Genomic DNA, 26965 nt, shown 5'->3' on the forward strand with positions numbered 1-26965 from the left:
AGATAGATCGTTACATTACCTACTACAATAATCACCGTTATCAATGGGGATTAAAAAAGATGACCCCTGTTCAATACAGGAATCATCTATTGTTGGTTGCTGCTGCTGCCTAACCTTCCTCTTTTTCAAGTGTCCTTGACAAGGGGGCCAGTTCACTTAGCTGCTTTACTCCTTTTTTACAAAGAAAATCATTCCGATTGGCGATTAAAACTTCCGATTAAAAGCGGTCGCTCATCCTCGAAGTACTCCGATAGGAATTTTTCTCACATAAACGATGCTTTGTACCAAACCCCGGAAAAGAAAAGAATCCCACCTAAGCATAGTAGAACAAATAACAGAATGACTGCTACGATAATCGTGCCTCCAGCTATTCGAGCAAGCTTTCTCACTATCATAACGTCCCTCCTATTGCTTTCTACTGATCTACTGGACGGTTAACGTCCCTTTATCCCTGTCAATGAGCACGAACTTGCTCTTCATACTGCTGCCATCCGGGCGCTTGAAGGTCAACTGGCTAGTCGCACCTTTTTCCAGCAGGGATTTAATCATCGTGATCGATATCGTCTTCCCTTGCTGCTCCTTCCAGATAACAAAGGTACAGCCATCTCGAAAAGCGCTGCAGCCAAAACCACGTTTACCTTCAATGATATGACCATGACAGCCGGCTCTTGGACAAGCTGCTATGGGTTCTCGTGTCGATGATGAACTTGCTGCGGTTTGCCTGCTGGAGGAAGCTGCTGCTGTCCGTGTACCGGATGTTGAAGATCTGGACGATGATGAGGCTGAAGCTGCTGTGGAATGTTCTCTGCTGCCGCTGGCTGCCTTCGTCGTACGGCTGCCTTTCTTCGCTCCAACTGCAGCTGTCCCGCGCTTACCGCCGCTTTCCCGTTCTTCGAACGTACCAGGAGCTGCTGGTCGCTGCTGGCGCACCTTATCGACGATCATAGCAGCAAATTGCTTTACTTTCATTATAAATTGATCATCAGATGCTTCACCACGTGAAATTTGATGGAGCCGTTGCTCCCAGCGGCCTGTCATCTCCGGTGATGCCAGCAGATCTACTCCCGCTCCACGGATCAATTCAATCGCAGCGCAGCCTTTTGAGGAAATCTCCAGCTTCTTGCCGGTTAGTCCAACATAACCAACCTGCTTTAGACGTTCGATCGTTGCTGCACGTGTAGCAGGCGTCCCTAGACCTGTATCCTTCATCGCTTCACGAAGCTCGTCATCTTCCATCGACTTTCCAGCACTTTCCATCGCTTTAAGTAAGGTTCCCTCGGTGTATGCTTTCGGCGGTTGAGTTGTCTTCTCGAGCGCTTCCGACTTCACACAGCGTACACCTTGGCTCGGCTCAATAGAGAAGGGCTTATCCATTAGCAGTTCTTCTTCATCGGCTTCAGCCTCGTCCTTCTCGCTACCTTTACGCTTACTCGTCTTCTTCGCGGTTTGCGCTTGATCCTGTTGGACGACCTTCCAGCCAATATCCAGCAATTCCTTGGCTTTTGTACGGAAGGTTTCGCCTTCTACTTCTGTTAACACCGTATGGTTCTTATAGACCGCCGGCGGGTAATATTGCGACAAGAAACGTCTAACAATCATGTCATAGATGTTTTGCTCTTCCGTGCTTAAACCTGATGGCCGCTTTGGCGTTGGCATAATCGCATGGTGATCCTCAACCTTGGCCGGATTACAAACAGCCTTATTGCCTTTGTGAACGCGGCTGCGGTCTGCTCCATTCGCAAGCTCCCTGTACGTATCGTTGCCCTGCAGCATCGAAAGCACCTTTTGCATAACTGGCAAGTTTTCTTCCGTTACGTAGTTGGAGTTCGTACGCGGATAAGTGATCGCTTTATGCTTCTCGTACAAAGCCTGCGCAATATCAAGCGTCTTTTTCGCCGAATAGCCGTAACGGCCATTGGCTTCCCGCTGAAGCAGTGTAAGATCATGAAGACGGAACGGATACTCTTTGCTCTCCGCTGTCTGATAATCTTTAATGATACCAGGCTTGCCTTGAGTCTTAGCTGCTAATGCCTCCGCCTTTGCTTTATCCGTTAACCGATCCCCCTGCCATATACCGGAATAACCAAATCCACTCTGATCGAAGGAAGCTTTCACCACATAATACATATCTGACTGGAAAGCAGTAATCTCCTTATGGCGGTCATACAGCAGTGCAAGTACAGGAGTCTGTACTCGGCCAACAGACAGCAGAGCCTTATGACGGATTGTAAAAGCACGCGAAGCATTCATCCCAATCAGCCAATCCGCCTCACTGCGCGCCCGTGCTGCCCTCGTCAGAGGTGCGTACTCTTCATCACTTCGAAGGGTATCAAACCCCTTCCGAATCGTCTCAGGCGTCAAATCAGAGATCCAGAGACGGTCTGTCGGCTGGGGAAGCTTCAAATACTGCCTGATCAGATGAAAAATAAGCTGTCCCTCTCGCCCGGCATCGCAGGCATTAACGAGACGGCCGCATCGCTTCGCAAGCTCACCGATCGTCTTTAATTGATCCTTTGTCCGGGCATTCGGCCACAGCTTGAATGTTTGCGGGATAATTGGCAAATCCTGATCATTCCACTTTTTATAGCGGGCATCATATTGGTCAGGCTCCGCTAAAGTAACCAGATGACCGATCGCCCATGTAATAATAAAACGGTCACCTTCCAAGTACGTCCGCTTATTAGATGCCTTCGGTTCAACAACCGCAGCTATCGTCCGTCCCATATCCGGCTTTTCCGCAATAATTAATGTCTTCAACAAATCGCCTCTCTAACTCTAGCTTGTTCGTTCCACTTTGCTTTTCATCGTTGCAAAAATTTTACTCACGCCATCGGCCCAATGCTGATCCTCCGCATATTTGCGGTTGATCCATGCAATCGGGTCCTTGCCCTCCGGCCGATTCCTGCTCCATTTCAAGACAGTCTCTGAAGCGATCCGTGCTGAGTCATGAATGGTCGTATTGTAGTCTTTCCAGCTATAAAAAACATTGAACGGATTATTGGCGATCTTCTTCGCCTGTTTATTCGACTTCGGTACAAAAGCCTGCTCCTGACCGGTAATCGCGAATAAAAGGAGGGGATGTATATCAAATGTTCTAGCGGCATCAATAATGGCATCCAAATAAGGCTGTTCAGCTAATAACGAATCTCTGCTGTTTAAAAAATCAACAAGACTGACCTTGTCCACATCTGCATAACGAAGCTCTTCCGGTAATTCGTTATTCTTTACCACCGGCTTGGCTTTTTCGAAGGATTGCAAATTTACAGGTGGCTGAAGCTTGTTAGGAGATGGTTTCAATAATGACCAGCCATACAGCAGGGATGCACAGACCAGTAATAAAGATAAAAGAAGATAAGTCAAGGTTTGCTTCGACCTATACGGCTTCACAAACTTCCTGCCAACATTCTGTACAGGCAGAGGAACTACCTCTGCCAGCTCAGCAACCGGTGGTTTTATCTTCACCTCTATAAGATGCTCAGACCTCATCCATTCCTTCAACTGCTCCCATTCACCTTGTATGGCAGGCTGTTGATGCTGCACCAGCTTGTCCAATTGAATATGAAACAAGTCCCAAGCCAGCTCGGCACCAGTCTGCTCCTCTACCCATTGATGAAGCGGCGTAACTACTTTGGCATCCGTTATATCAAGGGATAAGCAAGCTTCAAAGATATCATCCGCTCGGACCGGCATTTGCTTCTCCAACACGGTTGTTCGGATCAGTCTCGCTGTAACCTCATGTTTAATCGCTTCCTCGAAGGAAGGAAGCTGCTTATGGATAATACGGCTGACAGCATCTGCTACAATCTCTGCCCGCTTATCTTGCGGCATAGCCGCATATTTATGCTGAACGTATTGTCTGATTTTGCGTACATCGGTCGGGGTTAACACAAAAGCTTCTGCTCGATCGGCCGGCATGACGAATTCTCCCCTTTACGTCATCTCAAACCGATTTTACCACAAGTTTCCTTACAACGGGGAGGATAGATTTCTAATACGCTGCTGGATTTCATCACTCTCGATAAAGGTACGAATTTGTTCTTTTTCGAAAGTCGTAAATTGATACTCGCAATCAATATCTTCATCCTGAGGGACGATTTGCGCGATTGCGCCACCTAACGTACAAATAACTAGTCCGCTAAAATCAATTAGATCATCGGGAATAGGTGTCTCATCCATTACCTCGAATCGAAGGGTAATATCAACCCACTGATGGTCTCTGCGCTCCATCTCAGCCTTAATCGTTTCGAAACGCAGTTCTGTTACACGATCCAATCCATATTTAATCATCAACTGTCCTCCTAAAAAAGAATGGTTAGCCATTCTTGCTTCGTAAGCAAATGCTTATATCCGTATTCGACAAGAAAAGCGCCCGTAGGCGCTTTCTGTTAAAGATAGTTATCGTCATTAACTTCCTGCTTAAGGCAGCATCGACGATCCCATCAAATATTTATCCACTTCACGAGCTGCCTCGCGTCCTTCGTTAATTGCCCATACAACAAGGCTTTGTCCGCGGCGCATATCACCTGCTGCGAATACTTTATCAACGTTTGTTTTGTATTTGCCATAAGTTGCTTTCACATTCGTACGACGGTCTTGCTCAAGACCAAACGAATCGATCAGCGAGCTGTCTGGACCTTCAAAGCCTACTGCGATAAAGACAAGATCAGCCGGCCATACTTTTTCTGTGCCTGGGATGTCTTTATAAATTCTGCGGCCAGTTTCTTCATCAACTGTACGCTCGATTTGTACCGTGTGCAGCTCTTTCAGGTTGCCATTCTCGTCGCCAACAAATTTCTTCGTCAGTACGGAGAATGCACGAGGATCTTCACCATATAGGGCTTTTGCTTCCTCTTGTGCATAATCAAGCGTGTACACATTAGGGAATTGCGGCCAAGGGTTGTTCACGATATCACGTTCCAGTGGTGCTTTCGCAACCGTACCAAATTGTGTAACCGATTTACAGCCGTGACGCAGAGCCGTTGCCACGCAGTCTGTACCTGTGTCGCCGCCGCCGATAACGATAACATCTTTATMTTTAGCCGAGATGTAGTTTCCATCTTCGAGGTTCGAATCCAGGTAGCTCTTAATGGTTCCATTCAGATAATCCATCGCAAGGTGGATGCCGTTCAAGCTGCGGCCTTCCATCTCAACGTCGCGAGCTTTCGTTGCGCCACCGCACATAATGACAGCGTCAAATTCCTTCAGAAGCTCGTCTCTCGAAATATCTTTGCCAATCTCCGTATTCGTTACGAACTCAATACCTTCTTCTCTCATGATGTTCACACGGCGATCTACAACATGCTTCTCAAGCTTCATTGTAGGAATTCCGTACGTGAGAAGTCCGCCTAAGCGGTCAGCACGTTCGTATACGGTTACTTTATGGCCTGCTTTGTTCAATTGAGCTGCTGCTGCCAGACCTGCAGGACCAGAGCCAACTACCGCTACTTTTTTACCTGTGCGTACTTTAGGAGGTTGTGCAACAACCCATCCTTCTGCAAAACCGCGCTCGATGATCTCATTCTCGATCGTTTTGATCGTTACCGGATCACCGATCAGGCCTACTGTACAAGAACCTTCACAAGGCGCAGGACAAACACGGCCAGTAAATTCCGGGAAATTATTCGTTTTGTGCAAACGGTCAAGTGCTTCACGCCACAATCCCCGATAAATCAAGTTATTCCATTCTGGAATCAAGTTATTAACCGGGCAGCCGGATGCCGAGCCTGCAAGTTCCATGCCAGTATGGCAATAAGGAGTTCCGCAATCCATACAGCGAGCACCTTGCGTACGCAGCTGCTCATCCGACAAATGTTTATGAAATTCATTCCAATCCTTAATCCGCTCAAGCGGATCACGATCGGCCGGCAATTCACGTTGATACTGCATAAAACCTGTAGGTGTAGACATGTGCGAATTTCCTCCATCCAATATTCCCGAAAAGCTATATATTATTCTCTTAAAACTATATCGGGTATCATTAAATATTTCAACAAAAAACTTCATTAAACACGCGAATATTATATTAAAAAAGCCTATCATTGTTGTCTTCTGTCGTTAATGGATTATCCGCACAATCATTTGCACTTTATGACATATCGTTCGTCATTTCTTTATTTTAGCTTCCTTACGACTTTAGACGAGTAAAAGTTTGGAATGTAAAGGAAAAGGCGTTCCGCTCATCTCGTTCAACTTGCTCAGCATCTACCCGCTCCCACTCATCGGATGAGAACTCGGGAAAGAAAGCGTCTCCGCCTTCAATTTCGGTATCTACTTCCGTGAGCAGCAGTTTGTCCGCAAAGGGAAGAAACTGTTTATATATTTCCGCCCCGCCTATAACCATCAATTCGCCTTCACCATAACGGGCAATCGCTTCCTGCACCGAATGAACGACTTCACAGCCTTCTTTGGCGTAATCCGATTGTCTGGAAATAACCACATTGACGCGGTCTTTCAGCGGTTTCGGCAGCGATTCAAAGGTTTTACGTCCCATTACGACCGTTTTGCCTGTTGTATGACGGGTAAAGAACGCCATCTCTGCTGGAAGGCGCCAAGGCAGCTTATTCCCGATTCCGATTGTACGGCTGCGATCCATGGCTGCAATCATCGTAATCGACATGATGCGACCTGCTTTCTTATACGGCTACCGGAGCCTTAATGGTTGGGTGTGGCTGATAATTCTCGATCGTGATATCCTCTACCTCAACTTCGAAGATCGATTTCACATCCGGATTAATCGAAAGAACTGGCAGCTCACGCATGTCCCGCTTTAATTGAATATCAATTTGATCCAAATGATTCATATAAATATGAGCATCCCCAAGCGTATGAATAAACTCTCCTGCTTCCAGCCCGCATTCCTGAGCCACCAAATGAGTAAGCAAGGCATAGCTTGCGATGTTAAATGGTATACCGAGGAAAATATCTCCGCTGCGTTGATAAAGCTGGCAGCTTAACTTACCGTTTATCACATAAAATTGGAACATCGTATGACATGGAGGCAGCGCCATCGACGGTACATCCTCCGGATTCCAAGCGGATACAATTAGTCGTCTCGAGTCAGGGTTCTTCTTAATCGTTGCGATTACATCTTTTAGCTGATCAATGGTTTCCCCTTGCGTTGTGCGCCACTCCCGCCACTGCTTGCCATATACATTGCCTAGTTCGCCGTATTTGGTTGCAAACTCATCGTCTGTCAGAACAAGCTGGATAAACTTCTCCATCTGCTCTTTGTAAAGGCTATTAAAACCTTCATCCGTCTGCGAGCGTAAGCCGAAATTGGTCATATCAGGACCATTGTAATCGGTGCTCTCCACCCACCTCTTGAACGCCCATTCATCCCAAATGTGGTTGTTATGCTGCAGAAGATATCGAATATTCGTATCCCCTTTTATGAACCAGAGCAATTCACTTACGATTAATTTAAAAGGTACACGCTTTGTCGTCAAAAGCGGAAAACCTTTATTCAAGTCAAACCGCATCTGATAGCCAAAAGTCGAGATCGTTCCCGTACCGGTACGATCTTCTTTCTTCACACCATTAGCCAGCACATGACGCAGTAATTCCAAATATTCGACTTCTGTCGTTTGAACAGTCACGGTTTCTTTCAACTCCTTGAATTTCGATCTACAAGGGAACAAAACTATTTAACTATTTTAACATTTTCGCCGCGTGTTGTCTTTCCCGTTTTCTCTTCATTCGTAATTCATATCGTTCGGGAGCCGTTGCAAATAAATGGATTTCTCCTTCTGACTCCGGATACACCTTCGGCACTTTAGTTGGTTTGCCCTTATCATTCAAGGCTACAAAGGTGAAAAGGCGGTTACCGTCGTCGTTCGCTGTGCTGTATATAGATTCTCGGATTGAACGGTGACGCATACTTCCATTGAGCTGTCATTCGTCCAGCTGACGAATGCTTCTACTTCAATGACTTCGCCAACTTTTATCGGAGCTACAAAATCGATACTGTCCGTTGAGGCCGTAACAACCTGCATACGAGCATGGCGCATCGCTGCAATAGCCGCTGCTTTATCCATGTACTCCATTACTTTGCCGCCAAACATCGTCTCATGATGATTCGTATCCAGCGGGAAAATGATCTGCGTCATTACCGTTCTGGATGCACTAGCCGGCTTTTCCATAACCAACCGCTCCTTACGCTATGTACAGTTATAATATGCAAAAAGAGGCCCGCATGCTGTTCAAGCAGCGGGGCCTCTTCGATTAAATATCAAGTAGAGGAGCTATTATTTAGCTACTGTGTGAATCGGATGTCCAAGCGCTACCTCTGCTGCGTCAAGAACGATCTCACCCAGTGTAGGATGCGCATGGATAGTCAGAGCGATATCTTCGAGTGTAGCACCCATTTCGATTGCAAGAGCAAGCTCAGCAATCATGTTGGAAGCTTCAAGACCGATGATTTGTGCGCCCAGAACAAGACCAGTCTCAGCATCGGAAACGAGTTTCACGAAGCCTTCAGTCGCGTTAAGCGACATTGCACGACCGTTGATTGCGAATGGGAATTTGCCCACTTTTGTTTGGTAGCCTTTGTCTTTTGCTTCTTTCTCGGAAAGACCAACAGCTGCACATTCCGGATCGGAGAAGCATACTGCAGGTACACATTTGTAATCGATAACGCTTGGCTGACCAGAGATTGCTTCTGCTGCAATGCGGCCTTCGTACATTGCTTTGTGAGCTAGTGCAGGACCAGCAATGATGTCGCCGATTGCATAAATATGCGGGTTGCTTGTACGGCATTGTGCGTCAACTTCAACCAGACCACGTTCGCCAACTTTAACGTTAGCCAGTTCAAGACCAAGGTCTCCGTCTGTGTTAGGACGACGTCCAACTGTAACGAGCAGGTAGTCTGCTGTTACTTTCTCTTCTTTGTCGCCAACTTTATAAGTCAGTGTAACGTCTTTATCTGTTTGTTCAGCGCCTTGAGCCATTGCGCCAGTAACGATATCAACGTTTGTGCCTTTAAGTTTCTTAGCAACGATCGAACCCATATCTTTATCGAAGCCTGGCAGAATTGCGTCGCCGCCTTCAATGATTGTTACTTTTGTACCGAATTTGGAGTACATTTGACCAAGCTCGATACCGATGTAGCCGCCACCAATAACGATGATGCTTTTCGGAATTTCAGGCAGGGACAACGCACCAGTCGACGAAACGATACGGCCGCTGAACGGGAATGCTTTCAGCTCGATCGGACGGGAACCTGTTGCAATAATGCAGTTTTTGAAACGGTAACGCGGTGCTTCTTGATCGTTGAAGACACGTGCTTCGTTCTCGTTAATGAACATAACTTCGCCGTTGAAGTATTGCACTTTATTCGCTTTAAGAAGCGATGCAACACCGCCGGTCAGTTTTTTAACGATACCGTTCTTGAACTCTTGTACTTTGTTCCATTCCACTTTCACGTCGCCAGCAGTAATGCCGAACGCCGATGCATGGCTGATGGATTCGTATTGATGCGATGCCGAGATAAGCGCTTTGGAAGGAATACAGCCAACGTTCAAACAAACGCCGCCCACATTTTCTTTCTCAACAACAAGAACATTTTGACCAAGTTGTGCTGCGCGGATTGCTGCAACATAACCGCCAGGACCAGCACCGATGACTAAAGTATCAATATCTAAAGACGGATCTCCTACTACCATTGTAGTTACACCTCCATGATGAATAATTCTGGTTGACCCAGAAGTTGTTTAATGTAGTTCATAAAGTTTTGAGCTGTTGCGCCGTCGATGAGACGGTGGTCGAAGCTCAGCGACAGTGCCATTACAGGTGCTGCCACGATTTCGCCGTTGCGAACAACCGGTTTCTCAGAGATACGACCAGTACCCAAGATTGCAACTTCAGGGAAGTTGATTACTGGTGTAAAGAACATACCGCCAGCGGAACCGATGTTGGAGATTGTGATTGTGCTGCCTTTAAGCTCAGCAGAGGACAATTTGCCTTCGCGGCCTTTAACTGCCAGGTCACGGATTTTGTCTGCAACCATGAAGATATTTTTACGGTCAGCGTCCTCGATTACAGGAACGATCAAGCCGTTGTCTGTATCTGTCGCGATACCGATATTGTAGAACTTTTTGTAGACGATTTCTTGGTTAGCTTCGTCAAGCGTAGCATTCATGATTGGGAACTGGCGGCATGCCGCAACAAGTGCCTTCACGATGAATGGCAGGTAAGTCAGCTTGGAACCTTTTTTCTCTGCGTATGGTTTGTATTTCGTACGAAGAGCAACCAGTTCTGTAACATCCACTTCGTCCATGATTGTAACGTGTGGAGCTGTGTATACCGATTTAACCATCGCGTTAGCGATCGCTTTACGGATACCTTTGAATGGCACGCGCTCTTCTGGACGGTATGCGTCAGTTGCCGCTGCTGCCGGTTTAGCTGCTGCAGGTGCATCAGATGCTTGTGCTGCTGCTTCAGCTGCTGGAGCTTCAACCGCTGCCGGAGCTGCTGCGCCGCCGTTAGTTACATCTTCACGAGTGATGCGGCCGTTTTTGCCAGTGCCGGTAACCGTCGTCAGGTCAACGCCTTGTTCACGGGCAAATTTACGAACGCTAGGTGTAGCCAGTACTTGGCCGCCTGTTGCTTTAGGCGCTTCTGCTGGTACTGCAGGAGCTGCAGTTGGTGCCGCTGCTTGAGCAGCTGGTGCTGCAGGAGCCGCTGCCGCTGGAGCCTCAGTCGCAGTAGGAGTATCTTGATCAGGAATATCGCCTTCTGCATCAATAATCGCTACAACTTCGCCAACATGGCATACTTGGCCGTCCTTCATGCGCACTTCCGTAACAACACCATTTACAGGACAAGGAACTTCTACAACTGCCTTATCGTTCTGTACTTCCATGATGATATCGTCATCCGTTACTTTGTCGCCGACTTTAATATGCACTTTAACGATTTCGCCTTCGTGCAAGCCTTCGCCAAGCTCTGGAAATTTGTATTCAAATTTCGCCACTGTAGTATCCTCCTCAAAAGAATTGCCGTGCTCTTTGCGGTGATTCTTACCTCGTAAGCATCCGCTTAAATTCGCCGCCTAATGACGACTTTGCCCGCTATTAAGCGGGCAATTTATATCCATCATCCATGAGGATGAATAACATTAAAAGTTCAGGACTTTATTAACCGCATCTACGATACGAGCTGGTGTTGGCAGCCAAGTATCTTCGATTTGTGCGAACGGATATACCGTATCTGGACCAGCAACGCGGAGTACAGGAGCTTCCAGGTGCAGGATTGCTTTTTCGTTGATTTGAGCAATAACTTCTGCTGCTACGCCGGAAGTTTTTTGTGCTTCTTGAACAACGATTGCGCGGTTTGTTTTTTTGATCGAAGCAACGATAGTGTCGATATCGAGCGGCACCAGGGAGCGAAGGTCAATAACTTCCGCTTTAATACCGTTTTTCTCAAGCTCGTCCGCCGCTTTCACAGCTGTGTGAACCATCATGCCGTAAGCGATGATGGTTACATCCGAACCTTCACGAACCACGTTTGCTTTACCGATCTCAACTGTGTACTCGCCTTCTGGTACTTCAGCACGGAAAGCACGGTACAAGTTCAGGTGCTCCATGAAGAATACAGGGTCATTATCGCGGATTGCAGCGATCATCAGACCTTTTGCATCGTACGGGTTGGATGGAATAACAACTTTGATACCTGGTGTTTGAACAGCAAGACCTTCCAGGGAGTCCGTGTGAAGTTCTGCCGCTTTAACGCCGCCGCCAAATGGTGTACGGAATACGATTGGAGAGTTGTAACGGCCACCGGAACGGTAACGCATACGCGCCGCTTGAATAAACATTTGGTCCATTGCTTCATAGATGAAACCAACAAATTGGATTTCAGCAACCGGACGGAAACCTTGAATACCCATACCAACTGCCAAACCGCCGATAGCGGATTCAGCAAGTGGCGTATCGAATACGCGCTCCTCGCCGAATTCTTCTTGCAAACCTTCTGTTACGCGGAATACACCGCCGACTTTACCAACGTCCTCACCGAAGATAAGTACGTTCTCATCACGTTTAAGCTCCACACGCATAGCGTCGCGGATTGCTTCCAACATATTCATTTGAGCCATGATCGTCAGATCCTCCTTCATTTTTGCTCGTGCAAAATCCCATCGTCAGGCAAGGGTATTATTGAAAATCAGCCTTTTGCTCTTCCAGATGCTGAGGCGTTGTTTCGAACATAGAATCAATCAAGCCGCCAACTGTCATTTTCTCTGTTGCTTCTGCTTTTTTGATGTTCTCGTTAACAGCCGCTTTCGCTTCCTCTTTCACGCGAGCCGTATCTTCTTCTGTCCAAAGGCCTTTCTTCTCCAAGAACTTGCCGAAACGAATAAGAGGATCCTTAAGGCCCCATTCCGCTTCTTCATCTTTCGTACGGTATTTCGTCGCATCGTCAGACAGGGAATGCGGACGGAAACGGTAAGTCAACATCTCGATCAGAGTTGCACCTTCACCATTACGGCCGCGTTCAGCCGCTTCAGATACTGCTTTAATAACAGCAAGAACATCCATACCGTCAATTTGAACACCTTTGATACCAGCTGCAACGGATTTATGAGCAACAGACAAAGCTGCTGTTTGTTTCTCATATGGCGTTGTGATGGCATAACGGTTGTTTTGTACGACATAAATAACTGGAAGCTTGAATACTCCCGCAAAGTTCATAGATTCGTAGAAGTCGCCTTCAGAAGAACCGCCGTCACCTGTATAAGTGATCGCTACACGTTTCTCTCCGCGTTTCTTGAATGCCATTGCTACGCCAGCTGCATGAAGTACTTGTGCGCCGATAATGATTTGTGGCATAAGTACATGTACATCAGCTGGAATTTGGCCGCCATGTTGATGACCACGGGAATAAAGGAAAGCTTGATACATTGGAAGACCATGCCATACAAGCTGTGGGATATCCCGGTAGCCTGGGCAAATGAAATCATCTTTATTAATCGCATATTCGCTGCCGATCATCGATGCTTCTTGTCCGGATACCGGAGCATAGAAGCCTAGACGGCCTTGGCGGCCAAGGTTAACGGCACGCTCATCCCATGTGCGTGTAAATACCATACGGTACATTAATTCTTTTAATTGGTCGTCAGTCAGATCCGGCATATATTCCGGGTTAACTACGTCGCCGTCGAGCGACAACACGGATAATGGTTTTACAGGTTCCGTTTGAACTTCATATGGCAGTTTGTTAAGCACTTTGCTCATTTTGAACGCTCACCTCGATCATTAATATTTGAAAATCGGAGCTCTCTGTTATAGAATCATAATACACCTGTTTACCGAAAATGGTCAAAGAAAAAAACAAAAAAACCGTTGTTTTTTCGCTAATCTGGCCGATTTCACTGATGAATTGTATATGTAACAGATTTGTTTTTTCTGTATAACAGCATAATACAATCAGGGTTCAATACCAGATGATGACTGAGGTACGGGCAGATTATCATTACCTTACTATTGTTTACCCACAAGCCAACCATTCCATTCAGGGGGATTCACATATGACTGATCAACGTTACTTGAAACGCACCGTGGTGAAAGAAATTGTAAAAAGCAGTTACTTAACAGAAGGCGAACGCAGTTTGCGTATCTATTTGCCGCCAGGGTATAACGAAGTACTCAGCTATCCTGTCGTATACTGCCAGGACGGTGAAGACTTCTTCAACTTCGGACGGATTGCAACAACGGCGAACCGCATTATTCTCGATGAGGGCGTAGAACCATTCATTATTGTTGGCGTTGATGTCGACAAGACGTATAGAACAGCTGAATATTCGCCTGATGGCAATCGACACGCAGCCTATGTCCGTTTCTTCGGCGAAGAACTTATTCCTTTTATAGAAGGCAAATATCCAGTCCGAACTTCTCCTGAGCATCGTTTGCTTGCTGGCGACTCCCTAGGCGGGACGATCTCCTTCCACTTGGCATTAACATACCCAGAGCTGTTCACCCGCATCTTATCGCTCTCTGGCGCTTATTACGACCGCTCGAGAGAGATCATGGAAGAGCAAAAGGATTTGTCCTGGCTTGAGATGTATATGATTGCCGGCTTTGGGGAGACAGCTTATGATACCGGTCATGGTATTTTCGATTTCCTCGACATCAACCGTACAGCCCGCTCCATTCTTGAAGAAAGAGGTGCAAAGCTGACTTATTTTGAAAAAGACGGCGGTCATCAATGGGGCTTCTGGCAGAAGGAACTGCCGGACGGCTTGATGCATTTTATCGAAGTTGAATAACTAAAAAAAAGGTGCTGTCCATCATATTTGATGAAACAGCACCTTTTTTTATGGATGTAATTCCTGCAGCACCTGTAGTACGGATTTTCCGTCTTATTGGTACTCCTTCACGTCATCCGCACTCCCTATTACCCGCTGTAGTACGGAATTAAGGTCTTATTTTCTCCCTCACCCACCACACTCCCATCAGGCTAGAGTAAAAAACGCAAAAAAGCTCGGACAGGTATATACCCGACCGAGCTTTTCATTTATTTCAGGTCATTAACGATCTGTTCAAGAAGCTTATCGCTTCCTTCAACTACCAGCTCATATACATAGTCGAAATTGCCAGTATAATACGGATCTGGAACGTCGTCCTCGGCATGCTGTGGGAGCATGTCCATAAATTTGAAAATCGTAGCCGACTCGGCCGCGCTTCCGATAATCCGGCGAACGTCCGCCTCGTTCTTCGTATCCATACAAACGATATAATCGAATACATGATCATCAGCTGTAAATTGTCTTGCTTTCATGCCCGCATAAGAGATGCCATGAAGATCGAGCTGCTTGCGGGTTCCCTCATGAGGCGGCTTGCCGATATGCCAATCTCCTGTACCAGCTGAATCAATCTCGATCGCGTCAACAAGACCAGCTTTCTCCACCAGACTGCGGAATACGGCTTCTGCCATCGGCGAGCGGCAAATGTTGCCGAGACAAACGAACAATACGCGTGCTTTTCTCATATAATGCCTCCTCCTTTCTGTTTAAGTGACCTGCGAGGCAGTCTCCATTTGTAGTAAACCGACAGCATTCGGAACACGATAACAATAACAAACAAGACTAAGAGCTCAAACGTCGTATGGAACCAGCCTTCGCCTACTGCTAGGCCTGCGAGCATTGCCCATACCGCATAAATCTCATCCTTGAGCACGAGTGGCTTCCGACCTGCCAATACATCGCGAATGATGCCTCCACCGATACCTGTTAACATCGCCGCAACGAGTACAGCACTGATCGGGTGATTCATCTCGGTCGCATACAAAGCACCTTGAATCGCAAATGCTGACAATCCAATAGCATCAAAGAATGACTCGCTTTTCCTCCACTTGTGGATCCATGATACTGGCAGCAGAAAAGCAACCGTCATGGCGATCACAGCGATTTCCAGCAAGTTACCTTGATTCCATAATGTCGTAACCGGCCGGCCAATCAGCAAATTTCTTATAACACCGCCGCCAAACGCTGTTACAAGACCTAGCACAAATACGCCCAAAATATCGTATTCTTCCTCCATAGCAACGATCGCGCCGCTGACTGCAAAGGCGACCGTTCCAATAATACTGAAAACGCCAAAGATGTCCAAGCTCCCTACTCCTCCGCTTCCATGATGACCGCCCATCCGCGTTCGCTAACGCGATCCTGTCGGTACTGTCCTTCATCATTTTAGCCGCGCTTATTCGGTTTGACAATTGTTTTACACATAACTTTCGCATTATACTGGCTTCAATACCTGAAGTGCGAAAGGAAGAGTAAGTATGAATAATCGGATCATCATCTGTACTGGCGGTCAATTGGGTAGCTGGACGCTTCCCTTGATCCAACCCGGAGATACATTAATTGGCGCAGACCGCGGCGCTTTGTTCCTCGTGCAGCATGGATTTACGCCGGATCTGGCGCTTGGCGACTTTGATTCGGTTACACCAGAGCAATTTGAGCTTATCCGGTCAAACAGCCGGGAGACGCTTGCCTATGATCCGATCGATAAGGATTATACCGATACAGAACTTGCATTCCGCCATGCCCTGAACCAGTCCTCTTCTGAGGTTGTTATGCTCGGAGCGCTGGGGAGCCGATTCGATCATTCCCTTGCGAATGTGCATCTGCTCAAGCTGGCACTGGAGAAAGGAATTAAAGCTTCTATTACAGACGAGCATAATACGATTACCTTAGCCGAGACAGGAACAACAGAACTGCATCAAAGTGATTACAGCCATATTTCTCTGCTTCCCTTATCTGAACAGGTTACCGGGATTACACTCCATGGGTTCGCTTATCCACTGCATGAGGCAACGCTGCAGATCGGTCAGTCCTTGGGGATCAGTAATATACTTACAGATCCCGTTGGTACCTTAACCGTCCGTACTGGTATCCTGCTCGTTATTCAGAGCAAAGACTAACTTGTAATAGAGAAGCAGCTTAACTTTCTGTCACATCCTGCTTTGTCTCGATCGTCAAGCCTTCTACATACTTCCGACCAATAAGCTTCCGTTTTTTTCGATTATCTTTTGTATCGAACACAATATCCATATCATAATCAGATCCAGGATACAGTTTTTCCTTGCTGATATAAGGCTTTAATCGCTTGCGGTTAAAGCCCATTTTTTTACCCTGCACCTGAACAATTACTTCGCCCCGCTCATCGGCCGGCTGGAAGACAATTCCCGCACGCCGAAGCGGATAAATCCACACCGCATCACCTTTGAGAAGAACAGGGGCTGGGGACTTTTGTTTTTGTTCGGCTCGATTCTTCATAGTATCGACAGCTTCTTCTACTACCACTCCCACTGTCTTCTCCTCATACACGGACGAAGATGTTTCCAAACGGATCTCTGTTCGGCCTTCTGCCAACTTCTCCGCCCGCTTCATCACATGCTCCGGAAGTCCAAAGCGTCTAGCAATCGCGAAAGCATGGCTTTCTCCCGCTTCTCCTACCTCAAGACGATAGAGAGGGCGTAACGTCTCCGCGTCAAAAGCCATTCTCGCATTCATGCAGCCAGCTGTATTTGATGCAAACTTCTTAATCTCATTAAAATGGGTAGTCGCCGCAGTAAGTGCTTTACGTTGCAGCAGCTCCTCTAGGACCGCAATGGACAAGGCGATTCCCTCGCCGGGGTCAGTCCCAGCTGCCAATTCATCGAGAAGAATAATCGTCTGCTCATCTGCCGAATGAAGCATTTCTTTCAGAACGGAAATGTGTGAAGAGAATGTAGATAACGACTGCTCAAGGCTTTGTCCGTCGCCTACATCGGCCATAATATGCCGGAACACTCCAAATCGGCTGTCCCGGGAAGCCGGGACAAGTAAACCGGATTGGACAAGCAGCGCGAGCAGTCCGATTGTTTTGAGTGCTACCGTCTTACCTCCTGTGTTTGGCCCTGTAATAATGAGCTGTTTCCAACGAACGCCAAGCTCTACATGGATGGGCTCCGCTTGTTGCCCCAGCAATGGATGGCGAGCCTCTACCAGCTTAATTATAGGCTCATCGCTTAATGTCACAGGCTGACCATTATAGGAAAGTGACAATTTACCTCTAGCCAGCATGAAATCAAAAGATGCCATGGCCTCCCGATTCTGGAACAGATCCAGCTTATACAGTTCAGCTTCATCTGACAGCCGCGATAAAATAATCGTTCTTTCCCTTTCCTCTTCAGCCTTCCATTCTTGCCATTCCTGCTGCAATTCTGCAACATCAATTGGCTCAATAAACAGCGTCTGACCACTTGATGACTCATCCCACACCGTGCCTGGAACAAGCTTCCGATGTTCTCGCTTGACCGCAATAACTGACCTGCCCCTTCTTCTACTTATAATCGGATCTTGCAGTGCCGACTTGTACTTGGAAAGCGAAGCTTCCAGCTTCTTATGAATTTTATCTTCTACCGCGATCAGATGACGGCGTATCGTGCCAAGATCAGCACTTGCTTGATCCGTAAGACTCCCATACCGAATACAGCGGTCGAGCTCCTGCTTCAGCCGAGGACAATCATTCATCGAATCGGCGTAGGCGGCAATCGTAGGTGCAATCATTCGCTTATTATCCATGTAACGCTTCATCTGGGCGATCGATACAAGCCATGCTAACAGCTGATCCAGCTCCGATTCAGTGTAGATTCTGCCCTTACCAAGCAGGGACAGAAAAGGATCAATGCCCTCCATGGCCGAAAGGGGTACACTCGCACCAGTTGCGAGCAAGGCCGCTGCCTCTTCTGTTTCATTCAGCCAAGCTCTAATTTGCTTCCGGTTCGTGCTTGGTACATGTCGCTCAGCCAATAATTGACCTGCTGGTGATACCGTATAACCGATCATTTTATCCTTCAATTTGTCATATTCCAGTCTTTGAAATACAGCTTCATTCATGTGTTTAGATGCTCCTTTAATTGTTTTTGGGTATAAAAAAACAGGAAAAGAACGCAAGAAGCGTTCCGTTCCTGTTATCGTTTCGGCCTAGACCAATCCCGTTAAATGCCCTTTGAAGCACAAAAAAACCGTGCTGCAAGAGCACGGTGATAGCCAGCCGAATATCTTCAGGCGGAAATCCTCATGTTCTTAACTCTTGGCATCGGTCTTTGTCCAGAGACGTCACGATAGAAGCATGCATGATGACAAAAACGGCATCAGCAAGCCAATCAGACGAACAAACAAAACCGATCTATCCAATTAGAAGTTAAGAACACCAGCAAACATTAAAATTTCCCCTTCCGAAATCACACATTCAATCAAGCAGCTAATTTCTTAGCTATAATCACAATGTACGCTAAAGGCTTACGATTTGTCAATTCAATTTCCTACAGGAACTTCCAAACCTGTATAAGCAAATTCCGCATGCTCTGGTAACGGGTATGATCGCCTCAGATCGATATCATGAGACATATGCGTAAATAAGGTTCTCTTTGGCTTCCATGTCGGAAGCATGTCAAGAGCCTCCGTCACATCATAGACGGAACGCGTCTCATACGCGAAGTTTTCTTTATAAAAACTTGTGCCAAGCACAAGCAGATCCAGCCCGTAAAGCGGCTTCTGCTGCTCTTCTGTTAACCCAATTGAGTCGGAACAATAAGCCCATGCTTCACCTGACTCTTGATGGTCAAATCGAAAAGCATAAGCATAACCGTTCTTGCCATGATTCACTTTCCACGTTGAGACACGCCAATTGCCAAAATCACAAGGTGTATCGATTGCAATAAAGCGAATATTACGATTCAGCCAAGGAAAACGCTGCATAATTTCCGCAATAACTTCTTCGTGGGCATAAGCTTCACCTTTTACCCCTAGCCATCGGCAAGCATCCGCCCACTCAGGAAGGCCCCCGATATGGTCGAAATGTGCATGCGTCACAAGAATCCGATTCACAAAATGAAGGCCAGCTGCCTCCATCTGTGTTCGCCAGTCCGGCCCGCAGTCAATCATCATGGTTCCAATATCAGCATCTTCAAGCTGTACAAGGGAACGATAGCGGCGATTGACGCCGCTAGTTCTCGCTTCAGTGCATACCTCGCATTCGCAATAAACACGAGGAACACCCATCGCATCCCCTGTTCCTCGGAAAATAATCTTCATCATATCGGCAGCAGCTCGATCTGCTCCTTGCCGCGCAGCCCTTCGATCATATCAAGCCATTCTTGTGGCTTATTAGGAAGTGCAGAGTAGTAGCCTTCTAAGAACTGAACGACTAGCGCTGCTGGAATGGCAGCTAACTCTTCATCTGCAGGCAGGAAGCATAGATTAAGCCCCTCCACTGCCTCTCCTGTAAGCTCCCAGGACGGGTGCACGTAAGGGATATTGATCATTTTATATCCGATGTGCGATAACACTTCACGGCGTACATACGGATTCATCGGTGTAACTCCGCCGAATTCATGCTCTGAGCTTTCATAGGGGTTATAGATTTCTGCGAACATGCCGATTGGGGATGTACCTGACTCTTGTGCCAATCGAGCCAGATCCTTCTCGCGTCCCCGCATTAGGAAACGGCCGATACCTTTATTTGGCTCGCCGATAATGGTAAAGTCGGTCATCGCTACTCGAAGCTCAGGATAATAGCGGTACTCTGTGGAGCCGACTACTTCACCGTTCTCAATGGCTACGTAGACATGAATGCCTGGATCTTCGAGAGGCTCTTTCCACAGCTCGTAAGCGAGAACCTCTTCAGGTGGGAAGATCCGTTTGAGCAGCGCGTGAAGTGATGCGAAATATGGATCATTAATGGAATTAATGCGGTGATACTTTAATGGCATGAACAAACACTCCAATCTATGTAGAGCTGATGGGTGCTATGAGAAAGCCTGGGCCTTCAGCCGCTGTTGTTTTTGAATGTTTGGATTGAAAATCCCAGTGGTTTACATTCAAAAACAAAGGCGGGCGCTATCGCTCTGAAGGCTCCAGGTTTTCTCTCCGCACCAACGCTCGAAATATAATATTTGTCTTTAAACCTTCAAAAACGGATTGCGCCATTCCATTAGCGCAGCGTAATTACAGGACTCTTCGTCGTCCAGATAGTTGGCTGTGATTCCCACAGGAGTTCTGCCGCAGCGGAGAAGGAAGGTGATGACAGGGTCTTTGTAAATGCCCTTCATCACTTTCTCCAAGTATTGCTCAGGTGTCTCTTCAGCAGCGTGAAGATGATAACCGGGCATCCGGCCGGCTCCGAGAAGCCGCTTGAGACCGAGATGGACAACCGTTTCATACATCGACTGAAGAAGCCATTTGCCAATACCGGCCTTCCGATAGGCTGGAACGACACAAATATCAGCAACGTACAGGGTATCACCGTCTGGATTGTGATTGCGGATATAGCCGCTGTCCGTAATTTGCTCCCAGCTATGCGCTTCGTGATAATGAGACATATCCACAATAAGTCCTGTCATGGAGCCGATCACTTTGCCTCCGATTTCACAGCATAATGCCCCTTCTGGAAACCGGTTAATATGTTCGGTCAGCTGTTCTTCGTTCCACCAAAGCTCCTCCGGATACGGAGGCGGGAAGCTTTCGCTCTGAACATCAATTAAGGCCTTAAAATCCTGTGAAGTATAAGTACGAATAATAGCTTCGGTTGGCACTCCATCATGAATAACGAACAATTGCTTGCGCATAATTATGTCCAATCCGTATAGAGATCGGTCCGACGGTCTCTCCAGGTCGTCACTGATCCTGCAGCACGCACGTCCTCCAGCAGCTGGAGATCCAGGTCCGCCACAATGAGCATATCGTCATTGATGACTCCTTCGCTCAAAATACCTGCAGGCGGGAAGGGAATATCATTTGGCGTAATTACCGCTGCTTGCCCATAATTGGCACGCATGAAATCAACTTTGCGCAGCGATCCAACCGTCCCTGTCGTTACAATATAGATTTGATTCTCCACAGTTCTTGCATGACAGCAATACCGTACACGATAGAAGCCATGACGGTCATCTGTACAGGATGGACAGAAGATAACGTCCGCCCCTTTTGCACGCGCCATACGGACGATTTCTGGAAACTCAATGTCATAGCAAGTCAACATTCCTATTGTGCCAAATGGAGTATCGAACACCTGAAGTCCGTCACCTGGTGTCATGTTCCACTCGGTAACTTCCGTAGGCGTGAGATGAATTTTGGCTTGACGATCAATCTTCCCATCCGGATGGAATAAGTGAGCCGTGTTCTGACGTTTGCCATTACCGGCATCCACAACATGTGTACCGCCTACAATGTACATGTCATACTCTTTGGACAGCGTGCGGAACAACCCTTCATACTGCTCTGTAAACTCGGGTAAACGGTCGATAGGCATTGCCTTCCCATTTTCATCCCCGATTGATAATAACTGTGTTGTCAAAAACTCCGGGAACAACATAATCTGTGTCCCGTATTCCGAGGCATTCCGGACATAATGAGTAACTTGCGCAGCAAACAGGTCAAACGATGTGATGTCTTCCAGATGATATTGTACAGAGGCAACACGGTATTTCAACAGACCTCTCCCCTTTAAAAGAATTTCCGCTGCTTTTGGCTGGCAATTCTTACTTCGTAAGCTTGTACTATTTCCTTTACTTTCTTTGTTTGAACTGAATCGAGATTGTCGTCCCAAGATCCGGCAGACTAAATACATCAATCTTGCCTTCATGAAGGTCAACAATACGTTTGGCAATCGACAGCCCTAGACCAACACCACCTGTCGCGCGGCTTCTTGCACCATCTACCCGGTAGAAGCGCTCGAACATATGCGGGATTTCATTCTCCGGTATGCCGATCCCTTTATCCTTGACCTCGATCTTAACGATGTTTCTGATCAGGCTGACCGTAACATCTATCGGATCTTTACTGTATTTAATGGCATTATCGAGTAAGATCACAAGCAGCTGCCGGATCTTATCCTTATCTCCGTACAAACGAACAGAACGGGACATTGCTTTCACCCGAATTGGACGCTGGAAGGTCGTCTGCAGCATAACAGCAAGCTCATCCACAACTTGAACAACGTCAAACATCTCTTGATTCAGCCAATCCTCCTGCTCAGCTTCAGCTAGCATAAGCATGGACTTCGTCAAGTTCTGTAAACGGTTTGCTTCCTTATCAATCGCTTCAATCGCTTCATTACGAATGTTCTCATCATCACGTCCCCAACGCTTCAACATACCAGCATAACTGCTAATGACGGTAAGCGGGGTCTTTAGTTCATGGGAAGCATCGGCGACAAACTGCTTTTGTCTCGCAAATGTGCGGTCAAGCCTGTCTATCATCTGGTTAAAAGCTCGTACAAGCTGCTGCAGCTCGGCTGATTCTTCATGACTTGAAGGCTCGATCTTGCGCAGCTTCCCGCTTCGGTCGATTTCGCGCATCGTAATGATCATCTGCTGCATCGGCGAAGTAAGCCGGGAGGTGAACCAATACGTTCCGAAAATAGCAAATAGAATGGCACCCGCACTTGTAACAGAAAGAGCAGCAACCAGAATTTGCAAATAATCATCAAGCTCGTTCAGAACTCGATTAATCTCAAGCATGGCAACGACATTAGTCCCATCATAAATAGGAACGCGCATATACATAATCCGCTCGCTGCCCTTTTTGATCATACCCGTATCGTGATGACTCTGAAAGGATGCCGGCAGATTCAATAAAATAGGGTCTGAACCGGTAATATTAACAATTTTTCCGTCAGGCTTAATAATACGTATCATTTCGTTCACATTATAATATTCGTTCAAGAGATCAGGGTCGAATATCCCTTTGCCGTCTTGGATGTTCGGATTTTCCAGCATGAGATTTACCTTATTCCCAATCACTCGCTGTTCGCTCTCCGTCGTAATCTTGATGACGTAGAAGTACACAAAGATATTAAACAAAATGAGAATAAAGATTAGCCAGAAAATTGTAAAAAGCGTGAATCGTTTGCGAAGCGTCATGCGTCAGGCTCCTTTATCATGTAACCAACGCCACGGACCGTATGAATCAGCTTGTGGCGGTAACCCTTGTCCAGCTTTTGACGCAAATATCGGATATAGACATCGACCAGATTCGTCTCTCCGATAAAATCATAACCCCACACCTCTGATAAAATATCTTCACGCGATTTCTCGTCATTCTTATTCTCGACCAAATAGACAAGAAGTTCGAATTCACGTGGTGTAAGCTCAATGACAATATCCTTGCGATACACCTTGCGAGTTCGCAGCTCTATCGTCAAGTCGCCTACCTTGATCAAATCTGATCCTTCAGATTCCTTCGGATACTGCTGGAATATACGCAAAATGTTGCGGACACGCGCAAGCAGCTCTTCCATTGCAAATGGCTTCGTAATATAATCATTCGCGCCATGCTCGAAGCCACTTACCTTATCAGGTACCGTATCTCTTGCTGTAAGCAAAATAACAGGCACAGGGTTGCCCGCCTGACGCAGTCGGCGAAGCACCTCAATCCCATTTAATTCAGGCAGCATCACATCAAGCAGAATCAGTTCCCACTCACCTGTTGAAGCCATCTCATATCCTGTACGTCCGTCGGCTGCTGTACCGACCGTATATCCTTCATGTTCTAACTCAAGTTGTAATACGCGGGAAATCCCCGCCTCGTCTTCAACTACCAAAACTCGTTCATTCATTCTGGATGTTCACCTGCTTCCAAATATGCTTATGGACTCGTATTCATCATAAAGAAGGTTTATTTCAAATGCAAGCAAGGTCAGTGCCTAAAGCTGACATGAACGGCTTTCTTTTGCAGTTCCTTTGCTGCATATTCAATCAATGGCAGAAAAGCTTTTTCCAATTGTTTGCAAAGACCTTTCCAATCTGTTGCCCATTGACCCCGCCACATGGCGTCGAGCCAAGCTGTTGCAGGCAATAGAGGAATTGCCGCTATAGGATACTCGGGCAGCATACTCATCCATTCATTCCGTCCAGCGAACTTAGTATCTTTATTCGCAATCCACAACATCGAACCTCCATTTGCGGACAGTTGACTGCTTATTTGCATTAGTTCCTTGAGCTGCTCCGTCCTCCATCTGGAAGGATAGGGGTCTGCAACACTAATCACGATATCGGATTGAAGCATCCATTCCTTATGAAGGGGGCTGGCTCCTCCAGAAAGATCGGTAATAATCACTTCAGCTTCTCCCCCTTTCTGCCGAAGCTGAAGCTTATCCATCTCATCCCTTTGAGCCAAAAGGATAGGATGCTGCTGCGCATACCACCATACACCTTGATCGTTCCAGCTGTAATACTTGTCTTCTCGTTGATCGCGTCCTTTCATATTGCTTCGTAACAGAGCGGCCCATTCAGGCCGTTCCGTAGGAAATTCTGCAGCTGTACAGGTCAGTCCTCGGGCCCCAAGCAATTTCGCAAGTGTAATGGCTATAAAGGTAGCACCTGCCCCAGGCGATAATGAAACGACAGCAATCTGCAGTGACCGATTATGATTTCGGCTTCTACCATAGGAGAATGATTTACCTAAATTCATCAAGTTCGTAAAGTTCTCCCCGTCAGGCAAATAAGAAGCATAAATCAGCAGCTCTTTCTCAACCTCACTCATCACAGCATAACGATCGTCCACACTCGGCTGAACCATTCTCCACAGCATCTCTGCAAATTGACCCGGAACATCTGCCTGCAGCTGCCTTAGGAAGCTGCTCCTCTTGAATTCAGCATGATTAATATAGCTGCCCTCGCTTAACAAGTAATAAAGCAGCGCACCAAAACCGTAAATATCGGTACGCATTTCACTTCGTCCCATATGCTGCTCCGGAGCAGCAAAGCCAGGTGTACCAAGCTTCATCGTCGTTTGTGTCTGAACGGCCAATCTTGACTTCGCTATACCGAAATCAATTAGGCGAACATGGCCGTTATCTTCAACCATAATATTCGATGGCTTAATATCTCGATGGATGATGGGTGGTGACTGGCGATGCAAATAAACAAGCGCCGAACATAAAGGAATGGCCATACGCAGCACATCACGAAAAGAAAGCTTCTTCCCCTGCCGATTAAATACCTCGCCTAAGGTGAAGCCGTGAATATAGTCCATCACAATGGCTTCCTTCCCTTGCCCGTCAAGGGTAAAACTGTCAATAATATGCGGAAGACTCGGATGGCTAAGCCGCATCAGCATCCTAGCTTCCTCATAAGCATGTACGGATTCAGCCACTTTAATAGCACGGAGCTTCCCTTGAAGCCTTATATCTTCAGCCGCATATACTTCCCCCATACCGCCGCTGCCAAGCTTACTTAATACCCGATACCGTTCACCCAGGATCGTCCCGGATCCCCAGCTTCCGTCTATCTTCATACAACCATCCTCCTTATTATTAATCCATAAAAAAATCCCGGCTTGAACGAAGAATCCGTTATGGATTCCTGTTCAAACCGGGATGCTTTCCCGCTGTATTACGTTATATTGCTATCGTAGCATAGGGTCGTATAGCTCGCCTATTGTTTCTTTTCGAGATAGAGAGTAATCTCCTCACGGTTATGGAACAACTGCTTCGCCCGCTTAATAATAAATGCCGTTGAGAATCGTTCCTTCACTTCTCGGATCGTCTGCAGAGGCTTCTTATGCATCAGTTTTATTGTAATGATAGCTGTTGCATGCGGAGCAAGGGCTTGCTCCAGATCCAATACTAACCGGCACATCTGCATCGGACTCCAGCTCATATCGCATACGAGCAGATCAAATGATCCTGCCTGGAACTTTACATCTGAAGCATTACGCTTGAGATAAGTAAGAGCAGGATGACCTGCCAAGGAAGGATGCATGTCCCCCGGATCAATGGCTGTAACGCGTAATCCCCTCTCGAGTAAAAGCGATGTCCAGCCGCCTGGCGCAGCCCCAATATCCACTGCATTGCGGAATATGGCATAATTCAGTCCAAACTCCCGTTCTGCTTCAAGCAGTTTGAACTTGGCTCTGGAAATTTGTCCATCCTCCCGCTGGAAACGGACGGCTCCCCCTGGCCAATCGGACAGCATGTCCTGAGGTTTGCCAAAGCCTACATATAGCTCGCTTGCTGCCGCATAAATAGCAATAATAATATCCGGCTGTTGAACAACCGGTGTCGCATCAATTTCCTCTAATACGGCATCCAGCACGGCCTTCGTATCTGATGCCGAATAAGGGTATGCTGTCTTATTGACTCGGCGAACATGAATCGCTACCTGCTTGTCCTCAAACAACAGCTGTGAGCGTCTTACCGTCTCCGACAACTCCTGCAGATCGTCTGCATTGCCTTTGATCTCGATTGTCCGGTCAACAGGCTGTAAATGCCGCAGGAAAATCGGTGGTTCCTTTACAACTGCTGAGATCACTTCCTCAGCAGAAGGTTCACTATCGAATAAAAAAGTCTCTCCGGCGGCTAGAGGCGTAACTTTCACGCCATCTAACAGCCGCCGAAGTTCTTCAATTGCATAAGGGGAATACCCCTGATTAGCCGTACCAATCCATCGGCTCACTTCTACACCCCTCCGTTGCTGCACCAAA

The 26965-nt window shown here is 47.0% G+C and carries 24 protein-coding genes and 1 pseudogene; 3 read left to right on the forward strand and 22 right to left on the reverse strand.

Features of this window, described 5'->3' with window-relative positions; genetic code table 11:
• On the forward strand, window positions 1–113 hold a 113-nt coding region (locus AB4Y93_RS26340; protein ID WP_441896695.1), incomplete at its 5' end, for an IS3 family transposase.
• A 310-nt stretch (window positions 114–423) separates the two neighbouring features.
• Here AB4Y93_RS26340 and AB4Y93_RS26345 read toward each other — a convergent pair.
• The 11 genes and pseudogenes from AB4Y93_RS26345 to pdhA form a co-directional block, all read right to left on the reverse strand.
• Entirely contained in the window at window positions 424–2757 is a 2334-nt protein-coding gene (locus tag AB4Y93_RS26345) for a DNA topoisomerase 3 (protein ID WP_441896491.1), read from the reverse strand.
• A gap of 18 nt (window positions 2758–2775) precedes the next feature.
• Window positions 2776–3915 (reverse strand): hypothetical protein, encoded by a 1140-nt coding sequence (locus AB4Y93_RS26350; protein ID WP_441896493.1) that lies wholly within the window; start codon window positions 3913–3915, stop codon window positions 2776–2778.
• Window positions 3916–3966: 51 nt separating this feature from the next.
• Window positions 3967–4287: a hypothetical protein gene (locus AB4Y93_RS26355; RefSeq protein ID WP_441896495.1), complete on the reverse strand. Its 321-nt coding sequence runs from the start codon at window positions 4285–4287 to the stop codon at window positions 3967–3969.
• 129 nt (window positions 4288–4416) lie between these two features.
• Window positions 4417–5907 (reverse strand): glutamate synthase subunit beta, encoded by a 1491-nt coding sequence (locus AB4Y93_RS26360; RefSeq protein WP_441896496.1) that lies wholly within the window; start codon window positions 5905–5907, stop codon window positions 4417–4419.
• 217 nt (window positions 5908–6124) lie between these two features.
• Window positions 6125–6616 (reverse strand): dihydrofolate reductase, encoded by a 492-nt coding sequence (locus AB4Y93_RS26365; protein ID WP_441896498.1) that lies wholly within the window; start codon window positions 6614–6616, stop codon window positions 6125–6127.
• A gap of 16 nt (window positions 6617–6632) precedes the next feature.
• Complete coding sequence (locus AB4Y93_RS26370) at window positions 6633–7595, reverse strand: thymidylate synthase (RefSeq protein ID WP_441896499.1); 963 nt, start codon at window positions 7593–7595, stop codon at window positions 6633–6635.
• A gap of 52 nt (window positions 7596–7647) precedes the next feature.
• Window positions 7648–8138 (reverse strand): annotated as a pseudogene (locus AB4Y93_RS26375) (acyl-CoA thioesterase).
• A 105-nt stretch (window positions 8139–8243) separates the two neighbouring features.
• Entirely contained in the window at window positions 8244–9659 is a 1416-nt protein-coding gene (lpdA, locus tag AB4Y93_RS26380) for a dihydrolipoyl dehydrogenase (RefSeq protein ID WP_441896500.1), read from the reverse strand.
• A gap of 5 nt (window positions 9660–9664) precedes the next feature.
• Complete coding sequence (locus AB4Y93_RS26385) at window positions 9665–10969, reverse strand: dihydrolipoamide acetyltransferase family protein (protein ID WP_441896501.1); 1305 nt, start codon at window positions 10967–10969, stop codon at window positions 9665–9667.
• A gap of 144 nt (window positions 10970–11113) precedes the next feature.
• Window positions 11114–12091, reverse strand: coding sequence for an alpha-ketoacid dehydrogenase subunit beta (locus tag AB4Y93_RS26390; RefSeq protein ID WP_441896503.1), 978 nt, complete (start codon window positions 12089–12091; stop codon window positions 11114–11116).
• A 58-nt stretch (window positions 12092–12149) separates the two neighbouring features.
• On the reverse strand, window positions 12150–13229 hold the full coding sequence (pdhA, locus tag AB4Y93_RS26395; RefSeq protein ID WP_441896505.1) for a pyruvate dehydrogenase (acetyl-transferring) E1 component subunit alpha: 1080 nt from the start codon (window positions 13227–13229) through the stop codon (window positions 12150–12152).
• Between the two features lie 293 nt (window positions 13230–13522).
• Between pdhA and AB4Y93_RS26400 the strand changes: the two genes are divergently transcribed.
• Window positions 13523–14260, forward strand: a complete 738-nt coding sequence (locus AB4Y93_RS26400; RefSeq protein ID WP_441896507.1) for an alpha/beta hydrolase — start codon at window positions 13523–13525, stop codon at window positions 14258–14260.
• Between the two features lie 248 nt (window positions 14261–14508).
• Here the strand turns inward: AB4Y93_RS26400 and AB4Y93_RS26405 are convergent, their stop codons facing one another.
• Both AB4Y93_RS26405 and AB4Y93_RS26410 read right to left on the reverse strand, forming a co-directional pair.
• The gene (locus tag AB4Y93_RS26405) at window positions 14509–14982 is read right to left on the reverse strand and encodes a low molecular weight protein-tyrosine-phosphatase (RefSeq protein ID WP_441896509.1); all 474 of its coding nucleotides are present in this window, start codon (window positions 14980–14982) and stop codon (window positions 14509–14511) included.
• The gene (locus AB4Y93_RS26410; protein ID WP_441896511.1) at window positions 14979–15602 is read right to left on the reverse strand and encodes a trimeric intracellular cation channel family protein; all 624 of its coding nucleotides are present in this window, start codon (window positions 15600–15602) and stop codon (window positions 14979–14981) included. Before AB4Y93_RS26410 ends, AB4Y93_RS26405 begins: the two co-directional genes overlap by 4 nt.
• A 172-nt stretch (window positions 15603–15774) precedes the next feature.
• On the opposite strand from AB4Y93_RS26410, the gene AB4Y93_RS26415 reads away from it, so the two are divergent.
• A complete protein-coding gene (locus tag AB4Y93_RS26415) occupies window positions 15775–16416 on the forward strand; it encodes a thiamine diphosphokinase (protein ID WP_441896512.1) in 642 nt (213 codons plus the stop codon).
• A gap of 19 nt (window positions 16417–16435) precedes the next feature.
• On the opposite strand, the gene AB4Y93_RS26420 is transcribed toward AB4Y93_RS26415, so the two are convergent.
• The 9 genes from AB4Y93_RS26420 to AB4Y93_RS26460 all read right to left on the reverse strand — a co-directional run bounded on the left by AB4Y93_RS26420 (window position 16436) and on the right by AB4Y93_RS26460 (window position 26937).
• Window positions 16436–18376, reverse strand: a complete 1941-nt coding sequence (locus AB4Y93_RS26420; protein WP_441896514.1) for an endonuclease MutS2 — start codon at window positions 18374–18376, stop codon at window positions 16436–16438.
• A 420-nt stretch (window positions 18377–18796) separates the two neighbouring features.
• Entirely contained in the window at window positions 18797–19579 is a 783-nt protein-coding gene (locus AB4Y93_RS26425; protein ID WP_441896516.1) for an MBL fold metallo-hydrolase, read from the reverse strand.
• Complete coding sequence (locus AB4Y93_RS26430) at window positions 19576–20253, reverse strand: GNAT family N-acetyltransferase (RefSeq protein WP_441896517.1); 678 nt, start codon at window positions 20251–20253, stop codon at window positions 19576–19578. The genes AB4Y93_RS26425 and AB4Y93_RS26430 overlap by 4 nt, the downstream gene beginning before the upstream one ends.
• 189 nt (window positions 20254–20442) lie before the next feature.
• Window positions 20443–21108 (reverse strand): GNAT family N-acetyltransferase, encoded by a 666-nt coding sequence (locus tag AB4Y93_RS26435; RefSeq protein ID WP_441896519.1) that lies wholly within the window; start codon window positions 21106–21108, stop codon window positions 20443–20445.
• Window positions 21109–21110: 2 nt separating this feature from the next.
• Window positions 21111–21971, reverse strand: coding sequence for a carbon-nitrogen hydrolase family protein (locus tag AB4Y93_RS26440; RefSeq protein WP_441896521.1), 861 nt, complete (start codon window positions 21969–21971; stop codon window positions 21111–21113).
• Window positions 21972–22047: 76 nt separating this feature from the next.
• Entirely contained in the window at window positions 22048–23403 is a 1356-nt protein-coding gene (locus tag AB4Y93_RS26445; protein WP_441896523.1) for a HAMP domain-containing sensor histidine kinase, read from the reverse strand.
• Window positions 23400–24098 carry a response regulator transcription factor gene (locus AB4Y93_RS26450; protein ID WP_167273720.1) on the reverse strand — a complete coding sequence of 233 codons (699 nt, stop codon included), beginning with the start codon at window positions 24096–24098 and terminating at the stop codon, window positions 23400–23402. Before AB4Y93_RS26450 ends, AB4Y93_RS26445 begins: the two co-directional genes overlap by 4 nt.
• Before the next feature lie 80 nt (window positions 24099–24178).
• A complete protein-coding gene (locus AB4Y93_RS26455; protein WP_441896524.1) occupies window positions 24179–25777 on the reverse strand; it encodes a serine/threonine-protein kinase in 1599 nt (532 codons plus the stop codon).
• A 140-nt stretch (window positions 25778–25917) separates the two neighbouring features.
• Window positions 25918–26937 carry an SAM-dependent methyltransferase gene (locus AB4Y93_RS26460; protein WP_441896526.1) on the reverse strand — a complete coding sequence of 340 codons (1020 nt, stop codon included), beginning with the start codon at window positions 26935–26937 and terminating at the stop codon, window positions 25918–25920.
• Window positions 26938–26965 lie beyond the last annotated feature (28 nt).

Origin of the sequence: Paenibacillus sp. YAF4_2, assembly GCF_052113225.1 — a bacterium.
Classification (GTDB): Bacteria; Bacillota; Bacilli; order Paenibacillales; family Paenibacillaceae; genus Pristimantibacillus.